A 16,647-nucleotide genomic window follows, 5' to 3' on the forward strand; every position below is an offset into this window, starting at 1 on the left:
GGAGCTCCTCAGCGGAGCAGCCAGGTGTCCTTGCTCGCCCGATCGAGTTCCCCCGGCCGGTCGTCCCGGGCCACCCGGGTCAGGGCGAGCGGCAGGGTGGCGGTGGTCTCGCCGGCCACGGAGAACAGCCGCAGCTCCACCGGCCGGGGACGCAGGCACCCGTCGACCAGCGTCGGCGCCGTCGAGGCGGCCAGCGGCTCCCGGGCCACGAACCGGTGCGGGGCGGCGGCGATCTCGGCCCGCAGCGCAGCGAGCTCCGCCGCCGAGCAGGCCGGGCCGAGCACCACCTGCCGGCCGCCGTACCCGGCGACCGACTCGACCTCCAGCTCCGGCAGCCGGTCGGCGACCTCCGCCCACGCCGCGGGGTCGGCGAGCACCCACGTCCGCGCCGAGCCCAGCAGCGGCTCCTCGCCGAGGTAGAAGCGGATCATGGCCGGGACCCAGGCGTAGCCTGCCGCGTCGTCGGCCACCCCGTTGCCGGGCACGTTGGCCAGCCCGAGCCGCCCGGCCCGCACCGCTTCGGTGAGCGCCAGCCCGAGCGGGACGCCCGCGCCGGTGGGGTAGGCGCCGAGCAGCGCGTCGTCGAAGCGCCGGTAGAGCACGTCGACCGGTACCCGGCCCCCGTCGACGGCGACCTCCACTCCCCCGTCGGCGCGCGGCCACAGGTCACCGGCCCGCACCAGCGGGGCGTCGAGGGCGTCGGCCAGCAGCCGGTGCTCGAACCAGGACCCGTCGTTCTCGCCCTGGGTGAGCACCGCGATCCGCGGCGCCCCGGGCACCGCCGGCGGGGCGGCGGCCGCCAGTGCACCGGCCAGCAGCGGAACGGCGTCCCCCGGTTCCCGCAGCCGCTCCCCGGCACCGGCGAACAGCTCCGGCAGCGCGGCGCGGGCGGAGTCCCGGTCGGCGAGCGCGTACCCGATGCCGGACGGCACCCGCAGGTCGTCGCGGAGCACCACCCAGCGGTCGTCGTCGGTGCGGACGAGGTCGGCCGCGGCGACGGTCGCGCGAGGCTGACCTCGCCACGCGCGGGCGACGGCGTCCGGATCCCGGCCCGGCCCGTGCGTCACGGCCCACTCGGGCAGCGCACCGGCCCGGACGATCTCGGCCGCGCGGTCGGGGTCGCCGCGCCGGCGCCCGGCCGGGCGGTAGGCGTCGGCGAGGAAGGCGTTCAGCGCCCGGTGCCGCTGCGCCATCCCGGCCGACAGCGTCCGCCACGTGCCGGCGTCGACCAGCCGTGGGACGGGGTCCAGGGGCACCGGGCGCAACTGCTGCCGGCCGTCCACCCACGTGCCGACGACGACGCCGCGTTCCTGCCGCCGGAGCCGCAGCTCCGCCTCGGCGGCCGCCAGCCCGGTCGCCCCGAGGCGCTCCAGGGCAGCGATCGGCCCGGCCCACCCGTCGCGCAGCCGGCCGTCGGCAGCGACGGCCTCGTCGCTGCGGGCGGTGGGGTAACCGGCGAAGAGTTCCCCGCTCACAGCCACCGATCGAACCAGGCGGCGAGCCGCTCGCCCAGTTCGACCAGGTGCTCCCGGCCGACGATGGCGTGCCCCTCGCCGGCGAAGAGCAGCAGGTCGGCGCGCGCACCGCGCGCCTGCAGCGCCTGGTGCGCCTGCACCGACTCGGCCACCGGCACGTTCGTGTCGCGGTCCCCGTGCACGAGGAGCACCGGCGCGGTGAGCCGGTCCAGGGCCGTCATCGGCGAGAGGGCGGCCAGCATCTCGCGGTCGGCGACCGGGTCGCCGTACTCGGTCACCGAGGCCGCGGCCATCCACGGCTCGGTGCCGGCGAAGAAGGTGCGCAGGTCGCTCATCCCGGCCAGCGAGGTGCCGGCCGCGAAGAGCTCGGGCCACCGGGTGAGGGCGACGAGGGTGAGGTACCCGCCGTAGGACCAGCCGTGGGCGCCGACCCGGCCGGGCGCCGCGATGCCCGCGGTCACCAGCTCGTCCACCGTCGTCCGGACGTCGGCGAACGAGGACTCGCGCGCGGGCCCGTCGTCGGCGGTCATGAAGGCCCGCCCGAACCCGCCCGAGCCGCGCACGTTCGGGGCGAAGACCGTGAGCCCCGCGGCCACCATGCTCTGCGTGATCGGCGACCAGTTCGGCCGCGCCTGCCCCTCCGGTCCGCCGTGGAAGCTGACCACCGTGCGGTTGGGGCCGCGGGTGCCCTCGGGCACGTACAGCCAGCCGGAGAGCCGGACGCCGTCCGGGGCGAGGTACTCGTGGCGCACCGGCTCGACCACGCCCGGCACCTCCGGGCTGGTGGGCGAGCAGGCGAGCGGTTCGGGTGCGCCCGCGCCGTCGAGCGGCACCCGCCACAGCCCCCGGGGGGCGCGCGGCCCGGACAGCTCGGCGATCAGCGCGTCGCCGTCGGCGGCCGGCGCCCACCCCGACAGCACCGGTCGGGGGAGCTCGATCCGCCGCACCACGGCCCCGTCGGCCCTGGCGTGCAGCCACAGCTGGCTCACCCCGTCGGCGTTCCACACCGCGAGCACCGTGCCGTCCGGGCGCACCGCGTACCCGTCGAGGTCGGCGTCGGCGCGCTGCAGGACCGTCCGGCCGGGTCCGGGCACCCCGTCGGTCAGGGGGACGGCGACCAGGCCGGCGCGATCGGCCCCGGGCGGCCCGGGCAGCGCGGCACGGACGTGCACGGTGGCCCCGTCGTCGGTGAACCGGCCGTCCTCGGAGGCGATGCCGCCGGGGGCGTCCAGGGGGAGGACCCGCCGCTGGATGCCCGTGGCGACGTCGATGACCACGATGTGCCGGTAGGCGCGCGGGCCGCGCCGGGCGAGGACGGTGCGGTGGTCGGCGGAGACGGCGGTGACGACGAGGAAGCCGCCGGAGGCCAGCGTGCGCTGCTCTCCGGTGACCACGTCGACCAGGACCACGTCGGCGTCCGGTCCGCTGCCCGGGGCGATCGAGCAGGCGTAGTGCCGCGGCCCCACCCAGCAGCCGGCGAAGACCGCCGCACGTGGATCGGCACCGGCCACCAGCCGGCGATCCGTGCCGTCGGGGCGGACGACGTGCAGTTCGGCGCAGATGGACCCGCCGGGGCTGACCAGGTAGGCCAGCCGCGCGCCGTCGGGCGACCAGGCGGCGGAGATCACCTCCTGGTCGGTGCCGGACACCTGGACCGGTGGGGTCCGGCCGTCCAGCGCGGCCACCTCCAGCCGGGGCAGCCCCGATCGGTCGGTGACGTAGGCGACGCGGCGGCCGTCCGGGGCCGGCGCCGGGCACCAGGCCGCGGTGGCCCCGGCGATCCCTGCGATGGCGCGGCGGACCCGCGCCGGCAGCACCTCCGGGGGCGCCAGGAGCTCCAGGGCGGCGCATCCCGCGGGCGCGGCCGTCCACTGGTCGGTCACGGGGCTGGCCATCGCTCCTCCTCGGCTCGGTGCGGCGCCGCCGGCGAGCCGCCCACTGTGGCGGTCGCGCGTTTCGGGCGTGTGTCAGCGCTGACATCGGCGTGCGACGACGTCGTCCGCACCCCTCCCCCGGGGGAACCCGCCGCTCCCCGCCGCAGACGCGCCACGCCGGTGCGCCTGCGCGCCGCTCGCGCCCGATCCCGATAACCTCGGGGACCGGGATCGGCGTCCGGACCCACCGCGCCGGCTGCAGGAGGTCGCCCATGCGCACACTGCGCCTCGTGGCGCTCTCCGACGACGGGAAGAGCCTCGTCCTCGTCGCGGACGGCCCCGACAGCCCCGACGGCGAGCGGTTCGAGCTCCCGATCGACGAGCGCGTCCGTGCGGCGGCCCGCGGGGACGCCCGCCGGCTGACCCAGATCGACGTCGACTCCGGCAGCGAGCTCCCGCCCCGGGTGATCCAGTCCCGCATCCGCGCCGGGGAGACCCCCGAGCAGGTCGCCGCCGCCACGGGTGCCCGGGTGGAGCGGATCATGCGTTTCGCCCACCCCGTGCTGCAAGAACGGGAGCGCGTGGCCACCCAGGCCCGCGAGGCGCGGGTCCGGCTCACCGACGGGGCACCGGGGGCGGTACTCCAGCACTTCATGGTCGAACGGCTGCGGCTCATCGACACCGACATCGACGCCGTCGCGTGGGACGCCCACCGGGACGACGAGGGCACCTGGGTGGTCACCGGCGCGTGGCGCGCAGGGGCCAAGTCCGGCACCGCGCGCTGGAACTTCGACCTGCAGTCCCGCACGGTCTCCCCGGGGGACGCCGCGACGGCGGACTTCGCCGAGGGCACCCGCCTGGTGCGGGTCGTGCCCGAGGTGCCGGCCGGCCTGCCCTCGCCGGCCGCCCGCAACCGGCCGGTCTCGGTGGTGCGCAGCCCGGAGCCGCCCCCCGCCCCGGCCGGGGAGGACGACGCGCCCGTGCGCGACGTGCACGCCCCCGACGGGACCCCGGCCGACGACGAGGCGCTGGCCACCCTGCTCGACGAGGTCGCCGAGCACGACACCGTGGTGCTCGGCCGGGGGCAGAGCACCGACGAGGACGGCGACGAGGACCCGCGCGCCCGCATCCCGGCGTGGGAGGACATCGTCTTCGGGGTCCGCCGCAACCGCTGACCAACCGCACGTGGAACAGCCGGCAGGACTGGGTAGTCGCTCCGGCATGAGTGCTTCGGTGTCGATGCCGCTGGGCGGCGTGCAGGTCGGTTCCTACGACAGCTACGAGCGGGCGCAGGCCGCCGTCGACTACCTCTCCGACGAGAAGTTCGCGGTCGAGAACGTGACGATCATCGGGAGCGACCTGCGCATGGTCGAGACGGTGACCGGCCGCATGACGACGGGCCGGGCGGTCGCCGCAGGCGCCGCGGCCGGCGCCTGGTGGGGTCTGTTCGTCGGCCTCCTGCTGGGCATCTTCGCGCCCGACGGGACCAGCTGGATCGGGTCGGTGCTGACCGGCCTGCTCATCGGTCTGGCCTTCGGCGCCGCCTTCGGCGGCATGGGGTACGCCGCCACCCGCGGCAAGCGCGACTTCACCAGCACCAGCAAGATCGTCGCCAGCCGGTACGACGTGATGTGCCACCCCTCGCACGCCGAGGAGGCCCGCGCGATGCTGGCCCGGTTCTCGCTGCGCGGCTGACTAGCGCAGGGTGGCGAAGGCCACCGCCGCGGCGGCGGCCACACCGAGGGAGTCGACCCCGGTGCGCATCGGGATGCGGGCTCGCACCCGCGCCGTCCGCTGCGCCTCCGGCGTGAGACCCGGCCCCTCGGCGCCCAGCAGCACGGCGGTGCGCGGGTGCGCCCGCGGGTCGACGTCGCCGAGGTCCACCGCGTCGGCCGCCGGGGTGAGCGCGACGGTGAGGTAGCCCGCTTCGTGCAGCCGCGCGAGCCCAGCCGGCCAGTCGGGCAGGACGGCGAACGGTAGCGATAGCACGTGCCCCATCGAGACCCGCACCGACCGGCGGTACAGCGGGTCGGCGCAGCGCGGGTCCAGCAGCAGCCCGTCGACGCCGAGGGCCACCGCCGAGCGGGCGATCGAGCCCAGGTTCTCGGCGTCGTTGAGCGCCTCGAGGACCGCCAGCCGGCGCGGCCCCGCCGGGTCCGGGCCGGTCAGCACCTCGTCCGGGTCGGCCGGCGGGAGGCGGTCGGCGGAGGCGACCACGCCGCGGGTGAGCCGGAACCCGATGACCTCCGAGAGCACCCACTTGTCCGCCTCGAAGGCCGGGACGTCCCCGGGCAGGCCGAGCGCGGCCACCCGTCCCGGCACACCGAACACCGCGCGCACCCGGTACGGCGAGGCGAGCAGGCGCTCGACCGCCGGCACCCCCTCCACGATGACCGGCCCGGTGCCCCGCTCCCTGCCCGCCGGGCGGTCCCCGGCCTTGAGGTCGCGGAAATCTGCGACGCGGGGATCGGCCGGGTCGGTGATGACGACGGGTGCAGGCACGGGCGCCGATTCTGCCCGCACCGGGCGGGCGACCCTGCGCGCGCCCGGCCGCGGGCGCGCGACCCGTTGACGGCACCCAGCAACTCATCTAGCGTTGAGTTCATCAGCCGTTGAGTTGTGGGGAGCGCGTCATGGACGCCGTCACCGTCACCGATCTCGTCGTCGACCGCGGGAAGCGCTGCGTGCTCCCCGGTCTCTCCTTCGCCGTCCCGGCCGGCCAGGTGACCGGGCTGCTCGGGCCGAGCGGCAGTGGGAAGAGCACGCTGATGCGGGCGGTCGTCGGGGTGCAGCGGGTGCGCTCCGGCACGGTCACCGTGCTCGGGGAGCCCGCCGGCTCCCCCGGCCTGCGCAGCCGGGTCGGGTACGTCACCCAGTCGCCCAGCGTCTACCCCGACCTCACCGTCCGGGAGAACGCCCGCTACTTCGCCGCCCTGTACGGCCGCGGGGCGCGTGAGGCCGACGCCGCGATCGCCGACGTGGGGCTGGGCGGAGCCGCCGGGCAGCTCGTCGCCGACCTCTCCGGCGGGCAGCGCGGCCGCGCCTCCCTGGCGTGCGCACTGGTCGGCGAGCCCGAGCTGCTGGTCCTCGACGAGCCGACCGTCGGCCTGGACCCGGTGCTCCGGGTCGAGCTCTGGGAACGCTTCCACGCCCTGGCCCGCGCCGGGACGACGCTGGTCGTGTCCAGCCACGTGATGGACGAGGCCGCCCGGTGCGACCGGCTCCTCCTTCTCCGCGACGGCGCGCTGCTCGCCGACACGACACCGGGGCAGCTGCGCGCCGACGGCCGCTCCGACGACCTGGAGACGGCGTTCCTGACCGTCGTCCGCGCCCGCGAGGCGGTGGCCCGGTGACCGCCGCCGGCCCGCGGCTCACCGCGACGACCGCGGCCCGCGTCCTGCGCCAGCTGCGGCACGACCACCGCACGATCGCGATGCTGCTCGTGCTGCCGAGCCTGCTCCTGGGCCTGCTGTACCTGCTGTGGGCGGACGTCCCGACCGCCCCCGGGCAGCCCGGCACCTTCGACCGCGTCGGGCTGGCGATGCTCGGCGTCTTCCCCTTCGTCGTGATGTTCCTCGTGACCAGCATCGCCATGCTGCGCGAGCGCACGTCCGGCACGCTCGAGCGGCTGCTCACCACTCCCCTGTCCCGGCTGGACCTGCTGCTCGGCTACGGCCTGGCGTTCGGGCTGGCCGCGGGTGTGCAGGCGGTGGTCACCGTGACGGTGGCGACGACGCTGTACGACCTGGACGTGGCCGGGTCCGTCGGGCTCGTCGTCCTCGTCGCCGTGGTCGACGCCGTGCTCGGGGTCGCGCTGGGGCTGCTGGCCAGCGCCTTCGCGCGCAGCGAGTTCCAGGCGGTGCAGTTCATGCCGGTGGTCGTCCTGCCCCAGTTCTTCCTCTGCGGGCTGCTCGTCCCCCGCGAGCAGATGGCCGGGTGGCTGCAGGCGATCAGCGACGTCCTCCCGCTGACCTACGCGGTCGAGGCCCTGCGCGAGGTCGGGCGCTCGGCGGAGGCGACCGGCACGATGGTGCTGGACGTCGGCATCGTGGCCGGCGCCGCCCTGCTGGCGCTCGCGCTGGCGGCGGCCACCCTGCGGAGGAGGACCGACTGAACGCCGGCGACCAGCCACCACGGCGACGCACCGGACGGCGTCCCGGCAGCCCCGGCACCCGGGACGCGGTGCTGGCCGCCGCGCGGGAGGCGTTCGCCGAGCGGGGGTTCGACGGCGCCACCATCCGGCAGATCGCCACCGCGGCCGGCGTCGACCCCGCCCTGGTGCACCACTACTTCGGCAGCAAGGACCAGCTCTTCCTCGCCGCGATCGAGGCCCCGGCCGACCCCGCCCAGCTGCTGCCCGAGGTGCTCGCCGGCACGCGGGAGGAGCTGGGCGGCAACGTCGTCCGCATGCTGCTGCGGGTCTGGGACGGGCCGGGGCGCACCGCCGGTCTGGCGCTGGTGCGTTCGGCGGTGGGCAACGAGTGGACCGCCCGCCTGCTGCGCGAGTTCCTGGTCACCCAGGTGCTGCGCCGGGTGCTCGGCTCCCTGGACCTCGACCCCGCCGAGCGCGACGCCCGGGGCGCCCTGGCCGCCTCGCAGCTGGCCGGGCTGGTGGTCACCCGGTACGTGCTGCGCCTGGAGCCGCTCGCGTCGGCCCCGCCCGAGTGGTTGGTGGGCACGATCGGCCCCACGGTGCAGCGCTACCTCACCGGCGAGCTGGACCTGCCCCGCTGAAAGAGGACCCCCCTGCCCCCCACGACTCGCAGGCTCGCCGCGGGACCCTGCACGGGGGCCTTCAGCGGGCGGTACGGGCCAGCTGGCGGCTCTGCGCGACCAGCCGCCCGGTGGAGTCCCAGACCCGGTAGTCCTCGTCGGACCAGCCGCCGGCGATCTCGCTGGCCCGCGCCTCCACGAGGCACCAGCCCGGGGCCGGCAGCGCCCGCACGAGCACCTGCAGCTGCACGGTCGGCGCCCAGCCCATCCGGCCGGTGGCGAAGCTCGTGGGCGGCAGCACGTCGGCGAAGGTGAGCAGCGCCAGCGGGTCGGCCGGGCGGCCGTCGGCCAGCCGCACCCACGCCCGGAGCACCGGCTCGTCGGAGGGCTGCCCGAGCGCCCACGTCGCGGTGGCCGGGTCCAGCCGGCTCTCCACGTGCCGCGTCAGCCCGGGCAGCTGCACCGGCACGGCCGCCAGGTGGGCGTTCGCGGCCATGTCGATGCACTCGTCGGGCCTGGGCACCTCGGGCGCCGGGAGGGAGTACTCGGGGGCGTCGTCGGCGAGCGTCGCCGTCGTCGCCTGGACCGTGAGGACCGGCCCGTTCGCGTCCGCGAGGGTGACCAGCGAGTGGGCCAGCGTCCGACCCGCCGGCCCGGGCGTCACGGCGAGGGTGGCCGGGCCGGCCGCCGCCGCCCGCAGGTAGCTGGCCGACAGTGCGACCGGGTGCTCGTGCGGGCTCTCCAGCACCGCCGCGCGCCCGGCGACCGACAGCAGGTAGCCGCCGTTGAGGATCCCGCCACCGACCTCCCACTCCGGGTGGAGGTCGGCGAGGAGCGCGCCGGCCTCGCCCCGCCGCACGGCGGTCGCGGCGTCGAAGTCGGAGAGGGCCTGGTCAACGTTGTGCGGCACGTCGGACAGGGTGCCAGGGCGGCCGGCGTGGACCGCACGCGCCTCGGCTCGGGCGACCGCGCCGCCCCGCCTGCACGCGGTGACTCAGCCGACCGCCCAGTGGGCGACCACCGTGTACGCCGGCTCGGCACCGAGCCGGCTCTCCCAGAGCCGGATCTCGCGCACCGGCCACTCCGGCCCCCGGTAGCCGGCGAGCCGGTCGGTCAGCGAACCGTCGGCGGGCCGCCCGGGGCGCCAGCGCCCCAGGGTGAGGTGCGGGCGGAACGGCCGGTCCTCCACCGGCAGCTCCAGACCGCGGGCGACCCCGGCCAGCCGCCCGGCCAGCGCGGCCAGCGGGTCGACGTCGCCGTCGAGCCCGGCCCAGGCCACCTGCGGACGGCGCACCGACCCGAACCGCCCGCCCCCGGCCAGCCGCAGCGTCATCGGCGGCGTCGCGGTGACGGCGGGCGCGGCGGCGGCCACGAGGCCGGGCACCACGGCGTCCGGGACCTCGCCCAGGAACAGCAGCGTCAGGTGCCAGCGCTCGGCACGGCTCCACCGCGGCGCCCCCGGGAGCTCCCGCAGCGGGGCCAGCGCCCGCTCGAGGTCGCGGCGCGCGGACTCGGGCGGGTCGACGGCGAAGAAGAGCCGGCGCGCGGGACCGGCGGTCAGAGGGGCACCTGCAGCCCCGCGGCGCGCAGCGCGCAGGCGACCCGGAGGCGCTCGACCTCGCGGGCGCGGTCCTGCCGCAGCGCGGCCAGGTCCGAGGTCACCCCGAGCATCCCGGCCGCCTCGAGGAGGACGTCGTCGTACGCGGCCTGCAGCGCGCGGCGGCGGGCCATCGGCACCCCGGCCGCCACCAGCTCGAGCTGGCGCCCGAGCCGGCGCAGGTCCGCGGCCACGTGCTGCACCGAGCGCCCGGGCGCCGCGGGGTGCCGCGCCGCGTGGCGGCGGGCCGATCGAGCCTCGATCCACCGGATCAGCGGGCCGAAGCCGGCGACCAGGCCGGCGAACGCGGCGAGCAGTGCGACGAGCTGGATGAGTGCGGCCATGGCGTTCCCCTGCGCACGGGCGGTTCCGGTGCCCGCCGACGGTACGCGCACCCCGGCCGCTCAGAGCGACTGCTGACCGGGGGCCTTCTCGCTGAGCTCCTCCTCCACGGTGCGCACCTGCGCGGAGGGGACGGCCGGGCGGGGGGCGGCCTGGACCCGCAGCCGCAGCGGCGTGCGCTGCACCGCCAACCGCAGGCCTCCGCGGTGGGCCAGCCAGGCCGCGGCGCCGAGGCCGGCGACGACGCACACCCCGCCGCCGAGGATGAGCCCCCACGGGGCACCCAGGTGCTCGGAGACCCACCCGACCAGCGGCGCGCCGACCGGGGTGCCGCCCATGAAGCACATGAAGTAGAGCGCCATGACCCGCCCGCGCATCTGCGGGTCGACGCCGAGCTGGACGAAGCTGTTGTTCGCCACGCTGAACACCAGCGCCGCCGCGCCGGTCGGTACGAGCAGCAGCGCGAAGCTGAGGTGGGTGGGCATGAGCCCGGCGACGACCGTGCACGCACCGAAGACCACCGCCGAGCCGACGAGGAAGCGCTGCCGGGGCCGCACGCTGCGCCGGGTGGACAGCAGCGCACCGGTGAGCGAGCCGACGGCGAAGCAGGTGGACAGCAGCCCGAACGCCTGGGCGCCGAGGTCGAAGGTCTCCCGGGCCATCAGCGCGATGGTGACCTGGTAGTTGAAGCCGAAGGTGCCGAGGACGAACGCCAGCCCCATCGCCAGCAGCAGGTCGGGGTGGGCCCAGGTGTAGGCGAGCCCGGCGCGCAGCTGCCCCCGCCCCCGCGCCACCGGCGGGCTCGGGGTGAGCTCGTCGGTCCGCATGCCGGCGAGCGCGGCGAGGGTGAAGGCGAAGCTGGCGGCGTTGAGGAAGAAGGCCGGCGCGGTGTTGCCCGACGCCGCTCCGATCAGCAACCCGGCCAGCGCCGGCCCGACCAGCCGGGCCCCGTTGAAGATGGTCGAGTTGAGGCTGACCGCGTTGGTGATCAGCGCGGGGCCGACCATCTCCGGGACGAACGCCTGGCGCACGGGCATGTCGACGGCGGAGACCGCGCCGAGCATCCCGGCCAGCACGAACACGTGCCACAGCGCCACCGCCCCGGTGGCCACCAGTACCCCGAGGACCAGCGAGAGCAGCCCCATGGCGCTCTGGCTGACCAGCAGCAGCCGGCGCTTGGGGTAGCGGTCGGCGAGCACGCCGCCGTACATGCTCAGCAGCAGCGACGGGCCGAACTGCAGGGCGGTGATCAGCCCGAGCGCCACGCCGCTGTCGTCGGACAGCTGCAGCACCAGCCAGTCCTGGCCGATGCGCTGGATCCAGGTACCGGTGAGGCTGAGCAGGTTGGCCGAGGCGTAGCGGCGGAAGTTGCGCACCCGCAGGGCGCGGAACATGCCGCGCCCCGGCTCCGGCGGCGTCCGCTGGTCAGTGCTCGTCCAGGTCACCCCTGGCCAGCTCGTCCATGATCTCGGCCGCCTCGCGCAGGACCGCCCGCTCCTCGGCGGTCAGCTGCTGCAGCCGGCCGGCGAGCCACGCCTCCCGCGCCCGCGCCTCCGCCGACAGCAGCTCCTCGGCCGCCGGCGTGAGCTCGATGATCACCTGGCGCCCGTCGGTGGGGTGCGGCGTGCGGGTCACCAGCCCGGCCGTCTCCAACGCGACGACGACGCGGGTCATCGACGGCGGCTGCACCCGCTCGTGGCCGGCCAGCTCCCCCGGGCTCATCGGGCCGTGCTGCTTGAGCGTCGACAGCGCCGCGAGGTGGGTGAGGGTGACCGAGGTGTCCACCCGCTGGTTGCGCAGTCGCCGGGAGAACCGCATGACCGCCAGCCGCAGCTCGTGGGCGAGCGCGGCGGTGTCCAGCGTCGTCCGGCCCACGATCGTTAGCCTAACTCAGCAGCCGGGGTCAGAAGAGCTGCTGCAGCGGCTCGAGCGCGAAGTAGACGCCGAACATGAGCGCCACCACCCACATGAGCGGGTGGATGTCCCGGCGCCGCCCGACCGCCAGCCGCAGCAGCACGAAGCTGATGACGCCGGCCCCGATGCCGTTGGTGATCGAGTAGGTGAACGGCATCAGCGCGATGGTGAGGAACGCCGGGATGACCAGGGACATGTCGTCCCAGGTGAGGTGCTTGATCTGGCTGATCATCAGCGCGCCGACGATGACGAGCGCGGGGGCGGCTGCCTCCGACGGCACCACCGCCACCAGCGGGGTGAAGAAGACCGCGACCAGGAACAGCAGGCCGGTGACGATGCTGGCCAGCCCCGTGCGGGCGCCGTCGGCCACACCGGCGGTGCTCTCGATGTACGTGGTGTTCGACGAGACGCTGCCCGCGCCACCCGCGGCGGCGGCCAGCGAGTCGACGAGCAGGACCGGCTGCGACTTGGGCAGGTTGCGCTTCTCGTCGAGCAGGTCGCCCTCGGCCCCCACGGCGGTCACCGTGCCGACGGTGTCGAAGAAGTCCGCGATCATGATCGAGAAGACGATGAGCAGGGCGGCGACGACGCCGATGCGCTCGAACCCGCCGAACAGGGAGAAGTTGCCGAGCAACGAGAAGTCGGGGCTGCCGACGACGTCGTCGGGCAGCGCCGGCACCTGCAGCGCCCACCCGCGGGGGTTCTCCCCGTCGTCGCCGAAGCGGGGGCCGACCCCGGCGATCGCCTCGACGACGATGGCGAGCACCGTCGTCGCCACGATGCCGATGAGCAGCGCGCCCTTGACCTTGCGGACGACCAGCAGGCTCATGAGCAGCAGACCGACGACGAAGACGAGCATCGGCCAGCCGGCGAGCTGCCCGCCGACACCGAAGCTGATCAGCGGGTTGCCCGGCCGGATGATGCCGGCGTCGGCCAGCCCGATGATCGCCAGGAAGAACCCGATGCCGACGGCGATCGCGGTCTTCAGCTGGGCCGGGATCGCCTCGAAGACGGCCCGGCGGAAGCCGGTCAGCACCAGGACGGTGATGAGCAGGCCCTCGAGCACGACCAGGCCCATGACCTCCGGCCAGGACAGCTGCGTGGCCGCGAAGACGGCGACGATCGCGTTGATGCCCAGGCCGGTGGCCAGCGCGAACGGGTAGCGCCCGACGATGCCCATGAGCAGCGTCAGCGCGCCGGCGAGCAGCGCGGTGACCGCGGCGATCGAGCCGAACGGAAGCACCGTGCCCTCGACGTCGGCGCCCGGCGTGCCGTCCGGCCCCGCGATGCTGGTCAGGATGATCGGGTTGAGCACCACGATGTAGGCCATCGTGAAGAACGTCGTGATCCCGCCGCGCACCTCGCGGCTCACCGTCGACCGGCGCGCGCTGATCTCGAAGTAGCGGTCCAGCCCGTTCTTCGGCCGCACCCGCGGCCCCTCGCTGCGGCGCGGGGTGGTGGGAGGCGTGCCGGCCGAGACGTCGGCGGGGGTGCTGCCGTCGGTGGCGGCGGCGCTGGCGCCACCGGACGGACGGGACTTCTGCGGCATGCGGGTTCTCCGGGGCGGTGCGAGCGGCCAACGAGCGGCGCCAGCGTGCCACACGCACGTGGCAAGCAGGTCGCCCCGTGACCGAGCCGGGATCTAAGGTGCCGTCGTGCCCGGTCCCGGAAAGCAGGCTCCCCCGCCGTTGCAGGTGGACACCGCGCGCGTGGTGCTCGCCGGGATCGCGCTGTGGGCGGTCGCCCTGGTCGTCCTGCTGCTGCTGGGCGACCGGGTGGACCGCATGTGGACCTGGACGTGCGTCGCCGCGATCGGGCTGGCGCTCCTGGGGCTCGGCGTCATGAAGCTGCAGGGGCAGCTGGGCCGGCGCGACCGCGGCTGACCCGCGATCAGTCGCTCAGGACGTCGTACTCCGAGGTGTCGTAGCGCGCAGAGGTGACCACCTCGGTCTCCTCGACGACGACGAGGGTCGCCTGGCTGTGCGCGCCGCACCCGTAGTCGGCCGCCACGACCCGACCGTCGCCGGGGGCGTAGGCGTTCCCGCACGCACCGACGAACTGCCGCAGCGAGCCGGCCAGCGGGAGGTAGAACCCGCAGGTCGCACAGGGGCCGGGTGCCTGCCGGGCCATCGGCGACGTCGGGCCGAACTCCCCCGACGTCCAGCGGGCCACCGCCTCCGACCGGCCCTCCCGCGACATGACGCGCTCCCGGCCGAGGCCGATCTCGGCGGCGACCACCCGTCCCTCCGGGTCGTCGGCGGAGTCGTCGTCGGTCGTGTACGCCGGCACCAGCCGCGGGTCGTCCTCGGTGGCCGGCAGGACGTCGCCCACCGAGAGGTCGCCCGGCCGCAGCCGCTCGTGCCACGGCACCCAGGCCGGGGCCAGCAGCGCCTGCTCACCGGGGAGGAGCACCACCTCGTCGACGGTGATCCGCTCCTCGCCGGAAACCCGGGCGATCGTGACCGCCCAGTGCCAGCCGACGTAGCCGGGCAGCCGGCTGGCGAAGGTGTGGGTGAGCACCTCCCCCAGCTCGGGGGGACCGACCGACTCCGCGGTGGCCCCCAGGTGCTCGCCGACCGCGTCGGCGGCGCCGGCCGTCTCGACGGCCGCCGCTCGGGCCTGCTCGATCGCGGCGGTCAACGGCTCGGCCGCTGGGGAGGCGGGCCGGACGGGCGCGGGGGACTCGGACACGACTCCCATTGTGGCGGACGACCGGTCCGGCGTCGCGGACCGGACTCCCAGGTGGGTGCGGCACCATGGGCGGCGTGTCCGCCTCCAGCCGCCCGCCCGGCGCACGCCGGTGGTCGCGGGCGGGCAGGCAGGAGGCGGCGCCGCTGGACACCACCCCGCTGGACACCACCCCGCTCGGGGTGCCGCGGCCGCAGACCCGGCCGATGCCCGCGGCCACCCCGAAGATCACCGTCACCCGGGTCGCCGCCGCCCGCAGCCGCGAGCTGACCACCGCCGCCGCCCGCCGGATCCGCGCCGCCAGCCGGGCCGACGGCGCGGGTGAGAGCGGGCTGACCCAGCTGCTGTGGGTCAACGCCCTGCACATGGCCGGGGACGCGATGATCGCCGTCTCCCTGGCCGGCACGCTGTTCTTCGCGGCCACCACCGACGCCCAGCGCGGCAACGTCGCGCTGTACCTGCTGGTGACGATGGCGCCGTTCGCCCTGCTCGCGCCGGTCATCGGCCCCGCGCTGGACCGGCTGCAGCGCGGCCGCCGGTGGGCGCTGGCGGCGTCCCTGGGCGGGCGGGCAGCGCTGGCCCTGGTGATGGCCGGGCACTTCGACGACCTGTGGCTGTACCCGGCGGCCCTGGGGGTGCTGGTGCTGTCCAAGGCGCACAACGTGCTGCGGGCGGCGGTGGTCCCCCGCGTGCTGCCGGGCGCGATGTCGCTGACCTCGGCGAACGCGCGACTGTCGGTCTTCGGCCTGGCGACGGCAGGGGTGGCCGGTGGCCTGGCCGCCGGGGTGGCCGCGCTGATCGGCTTCGACTGGGAGCTGTGGGCGACCGCCGCGGTGTTCCTGTGCGGGGCGGTGCTGGCCGTCCGGCTCCCCCGGCACGTCGACGTCCCGGCGGGCGAGGAGCCCGCCGACGTCCTGCGCACCGCCGAGATCCCGGTGCAGGGCCGGGGACGCCGGCGGGTGAGCCCGCACGTGGTGCTGGCGCTGCGGGCCAACGCGGCGCTGCGCGGCCTGGGCGGCTTCCTCACCATCTTCGCCGCCTTCCTGGTGCAGGCGACGTTCGCCGACGGCTGGTCGGCCACCCTCGCGCTCGGCGCGCTCGCGGCCGCCGCAGGGCTCGGCAGCTTCACCGGGACCGCGGTGGGCTCACGGCTGCACACCGCCGCCCCCGACCGCCTCGTGCTCCACGCGGCGTCCGCCGCCGCGGCGGTGACCGTGCTGGCCGCGATCTTCTACGGGTTCGCCATGGCGGTGCTCGTGGCCGGCGTCTCCGCCGTCGCCAACGCCCTCGGCAAGGTATCGCTGGACGCGATCATCCAGCGCGAGGTGCCCGAGCGCCTGCGCGCCTCGGCGTTCGCCCGCTCCGAGACGATGCTGCAGCTGGCCTGGGTGGCCGGCGGGGCGCTGGGCATCGCGCTGCCGCCGGTCGGCTGGATCGGGTTCACCGTCGCGGCGGCCCTGCTCGTGCTCGCCGTCGCCCTGATCCTGTGGAGCCTCTACCGCAGCCACCCCCCGGCAGCCGCGCCGGGGGGCCCGGAGGCGCCGACGACGCCGGTGGGACCGTCGTGGTCGTGAGAGCTCCCCTCCCCGCGCTGCTGCTCGCCGTCTGCGCGGCCGGTTCGCTGTCGGCCTGCGCGGGCGAGCCCGCGACCCCCGAGGAGATCCGGGTGCAGGCCGGCAGCCAGGACGTCACCGCCGGGCCGACCCAGTACTGCCTCGACGGCGAGGGGCAGCGCTACAGCACGAGGCCGCCGGTGGTCGAGGTCCCCCCGGGCACCACCATCTCCCTGACCGTCCCCGAGGCGATCGCCGAACGGGGCTGGCAGGTGCAGGTGTTCGACGAGTCGCTGGAGGAGCTCATCGGCGAGGTGGACGTCCCGGCGGGCACCGAGACGTTCGACGGGATCAGCTCCTCCGACGTCGTCCCGCCAGCCTTCTACCTCGTGGTGGTCGAGGACGCCGGCGGCGACTGCGGCGAGTTCACCGCGGCCTGGCCGGTCGGCTTCCTGCGCGCAGGCGGCGAGCTGGCGGGCTGAGCGGCGGCG

The 16,647-nt window shown here is 76.1% G+C and carries 18 protein-coding genes; 8 read left to right on the forward strand and 10 right to left on the reverse strand.

Annotated elements, in window-relative coordinates:
- Window positions 1–8: 8 nt before the first annotated feature.
- Both ACI8AP_RS04020 and ACI8AP_RS04025 read right to left on the reverse strand, forming a co-directional pair.
- On the reverse strand, window positions 9–1,475 hold the full coding sequence (locus tag ACI8AP_RS04020; protein ID WP_456588045.1) for a circularly permuted type 2 ATP-grasp protein: 1,467 nt from the start codon (window positions 1,473–1,475) through the stop codon (window positions 9–11).
- Window positions 1,472–3,370 carry a S9 family peptidase gene (locus tag ACI8AP_RS04025; RefSeq protein ID WP_456588046.1) on the reverse strand — a complete coding sequence of 633 codons (1,899 nt, stop codon included), beginning with the start codon at window positions 3,368–3,370 and terminating at the stop codon, window positions 1,472–1,474. Before ACI8AP_RS04025 ends, ACI8AP_RS04020 begins: the two co-directional genes overlap by 4 nt.
- Window positions 3,371–3,621: 251 nt before the next feature.
- On the opposite strand from ACI8AP_RS04025, the gene sepH reads away from it, so the two are divergent.
- Together sepH and ACI8AP_RS04035 are read left to right on the forward strand one after the other, a co-directional pair.
- Window positions 3,622–4,524: a septation protein SepH gene (gene sepH / locus ACI8AP_RS04030; RefSeq protein ID WP_456588047.1), complete on the forward strand. Its 903-nt coding sequence runs from the start codon at window positions 3,622–3,624 to the stop codon at window positions 4,522–4,524.
- A gap of 46 nt (window positions 4,525–4,570) precedes the next feature.
- Window positions 4,571–5,044 carry a general stress protein gene (locus ACI8AP_RS04035; RefSeq protein WP_456588048.1) on the forward strand — a complete coding sequence of 158 codons (474 nt, stop codon included), beginning with the start codon at window positions 4,571–4,573 and terminating at the stop codon, window positions 5,042–5,044.
- On the opposite strand, the gene ACI8AP_RS04040 is transcribed toward ACI8AP_RS04035, so the two are convergent.
- Window positions 5,045–5,851 carry a TrmH family RNA methyltransferase gene (locus ACI8AP_RS04040; protein WP_456588049.1) on the reverse strand — a complete coding sequence of 269 codons (807 nt, stop codon included), beginning with the start codon at window positions 5,849–5,851 and terminating at the stop codon, window positions 5,045–5,047.
- 131 nt (window positions 5,852–5,982) lie between these two features.
- Here ACI8AP_RS04040 and ACI8AP_RS04045 point away from each other — a divergent pair, with 131 nt between their 5' ends.
- The 3 genes from ACI8AP_RS04045 (at window position 5,983) to ACI8AP_RS04055 (ending at window position 8,083) form a co-directional block, all read left to right on the forward strand.
- Entirely contained in the window at window positions 5,983–6,702 is a 720-nt protein-coding gene (locus tag ACI8AP_RS04045) for an ABC transporter ATP-binding protein (RefSeq protein ID WP_456588050.1), read from the forward strand.
- Entirely contained in the window at window positions 6,699–7,463 is a 765-nt protein-coding gene (locus ACI8AP_RS04050) for an ABC transporter permease (RefSeq protein WP_456588051.1), read from the forward strand. Before ACI8AP_RS04045 ends, ACI8AP_RS04050 begins: the two co-directional genes overlap by 4 nt.
- 68 nt (window positions 7,464–7,531) lie before the next feature.
- A complete protein-coding gene (locus tag ACI8AP_RS04055) occupies window positions 7,532–8,083 on the forward strand; it encodes a TetR/AcrR family transcriptional regulator (RefSeq protein ID WP_456588052.1) in 552 nt (183 codons plus the stop codon).
- Between the two features lie 61 nt (window positions 8,084–8,144).
- Here ACI8AP_RS04055 and ACI8AP_RS04060 read toward each other — a convergent pair whose 3' ends face one another.
- The 6 genes from ACI8AP_RS04060 to ACI8AP_RS04085 form a co-directional block, all read right to left on the reverse strand.
- A complete protein-coding gene (locus tag ACI8AP_RS04060) occupies window positions 8,145–8,972 on the reverse strand; it encodes an acyl-CoA thioesterase (RefSeq protein WP_456588053.1) in 828 nt (275 codons plus the stop codon).
- Between the two features lie 84 nt (window positions 8,973–9,056).
- On the reverse strand, window positions 9,057–9,659 hold the full coding sequence (thpR, locus tag ACI8AP_RS04065; protein ID WP_456588242.1) for an RNA 2',3'-cyclic phosphodiesterase: 603 nt from the start codon (window positions 9,657–9,659) through the stop codon (window positions 9,057–9,059).
- Entirely contained in the window at window positions 9,620–10,003 is a 384-nt protein-coding gene (locus tag ACI8AP_RS04070) for a hypothetical protein (protein WP_456588243.1), read from the reverse strand. The genes thpR and ACI8AP_RS04070 overlap by 40 nt, the downstream gene beginning before the upstream one ends.
- Window positions 10,004–10,063: 60 nt before the next feature.
- Window positions 10,064–11,446, reverse strand: a complete 1,383-nt coding sequence (locus tag ACI8AP_RS04075; protein WP_456588054.1) for an MFS transporter — start codon at window positions 11,444–11,446, stop codon at window positions 10,064–10,066.
- Window positions 11,427–11,876 carry a MarR family winged helix-turn-helix transcriptional regulator gene (locus tag ACI8AP_RS04080; protein ID WP_456588055.1) on the reverse strand — a complete coding sequence of 150 codons (450 nt, stop codon included), beginning with the start codon at window positions 11,874–11,876 and terminating at the stop codon, window positions 11,427–11,429. The genes ACI8AP_RS04075 and ACI8AP_RS04080 overlap by 20 nt, the downstream gene beginning before the upstream one ends.
- Before the next feature lie 28 nt (window positions 11,877–11,904).
- Window positions 11,905–13,464, reverse strand: a complete 1,560-nt coding sequence (locus ACI8AP_RS04085) for an NCS2 family permease (protein ID WP_456588056.1) — start codon at window positions 13,462–13,464, stop codon at window positions 11,905–11,907.
- A 106-nt stretch (window positions 13,465–13,570) separates the two neighbouring features.
- Between ACI8AP_RS04085 and ACI8AP_RS04090 the strand changes: the two genes are divergently transcribed.
- Window positions 13,571–13,798, forward strand: coding sequence for a DUF2530 domain-containing protein (locus ACI8AP_RS04090; protein ID WP_456588057.1), 228 nt, complete (start codon window positions 13,571–13,573; stop codon window positions 13,796–13,798).
- 7 nt (window positions 13,799–13,805) lie between these two features.
- Here the strand turns inward: ACI8AP_RS04090 and ACI8AP_RS04095 are convergent, their stop codons facing one another.
- Window positions 13,806–14,606, reverse strand: a complete 801-nt coding sequence (locus ACI8AP_RS04095; protein ID WP_456588058.1) for a DUF3027 domain-containing protein — start codon at window positions 14,604–14,606, stop codon at window positions 13,806–13,808.
- A gap of 65 nt (window positions 14,607–14,671) precedes the next feature.
- Between ACI8AP_RS04095 and ACI8AP_RS04100 the strand changes: the two genes are divergently transcribed.
- Entirely contained in the window at window positions 14,672–16,177 is a 1,506-nt protein-coding gene (locus ACI8AP_RS04100) for an MFS transporter (protein ID WP_456588059.1), read from the forward strand.
- Window positions 16,174–16,638, forward strand: coding sequence for a DUF2771 family protein (locus ACI8AP_RS04105; RefSeq protein WP_456588060.1), 465 nt, complete (start codon window positions 16,174–16,176; stop codon window positions 16,636–16,638). The genes ACI8AP_RS04100 and ACI8AP_RS04105 overlap by 4 nt, the downstream gene beginning before the upstream one ends.
- Window positions 16,639–16,647: the final 9 nt, after the last annotated feature.

The sequence above is a fragment of the Blastococcus sp. SYSU DS1021 genome, from assembly GCF_054050995.1.

Bases quoted from the DNA above. Each gene is read 5' to 3' on its own strand.
- ACI8AP_RS04025 (WP_456588046.1), bottom strand. From the start codon at position 3,370: ATGGCCAGCCCCGTGACCGACCAGTGGACGGCCGCGCCCGCGGGATGC.
- ACI8AP_RS04045 (WP_456588050.1), top strand. From the start codon at position 5,983: ATGGACGCCGTCACCGTCACCGATCTCGTCGTCGACCGCGGGAAGCGC.
- sepH (WP_456588047.1), top strand. From the start codon at position 3,622: ATGCGCACACTGCGCCTCGTGGCGCTCTCCGACGACGGGAAGAGCCTC.
- ACI8AP_RS04100 (WP_456588059.1), top strand. From the start codon at position 14,672: ATGGGCGGCGTGTCCGCCTCCAGCCGCCCGCCCGGCGCACGCCGGTGG.
- ACI8AP_RS04085 (WP_456588056.1), bottom strand. From the start codon at position 13,464: ATGCCGCAGAAGTCCCGTCCGTCCGGTGGCGCCAGCGCCGCCGCCACC.
- ACI8AP_RS04035 (WP_456588048.1), top strand. From the start codon at position 4,571: ATGAGTGCTTCGGTGTCGATGCCGCTGGGCGGCGTGCAGGTCGGTTCC.
- ACI8AP_RS04070 (WP_456588243.1), bottom strand. From the start codon at position 10,003: ATGGCCGCACTCATCCAGCTCGTCGCACTGCTCGCCGCGTTCGCCGGC.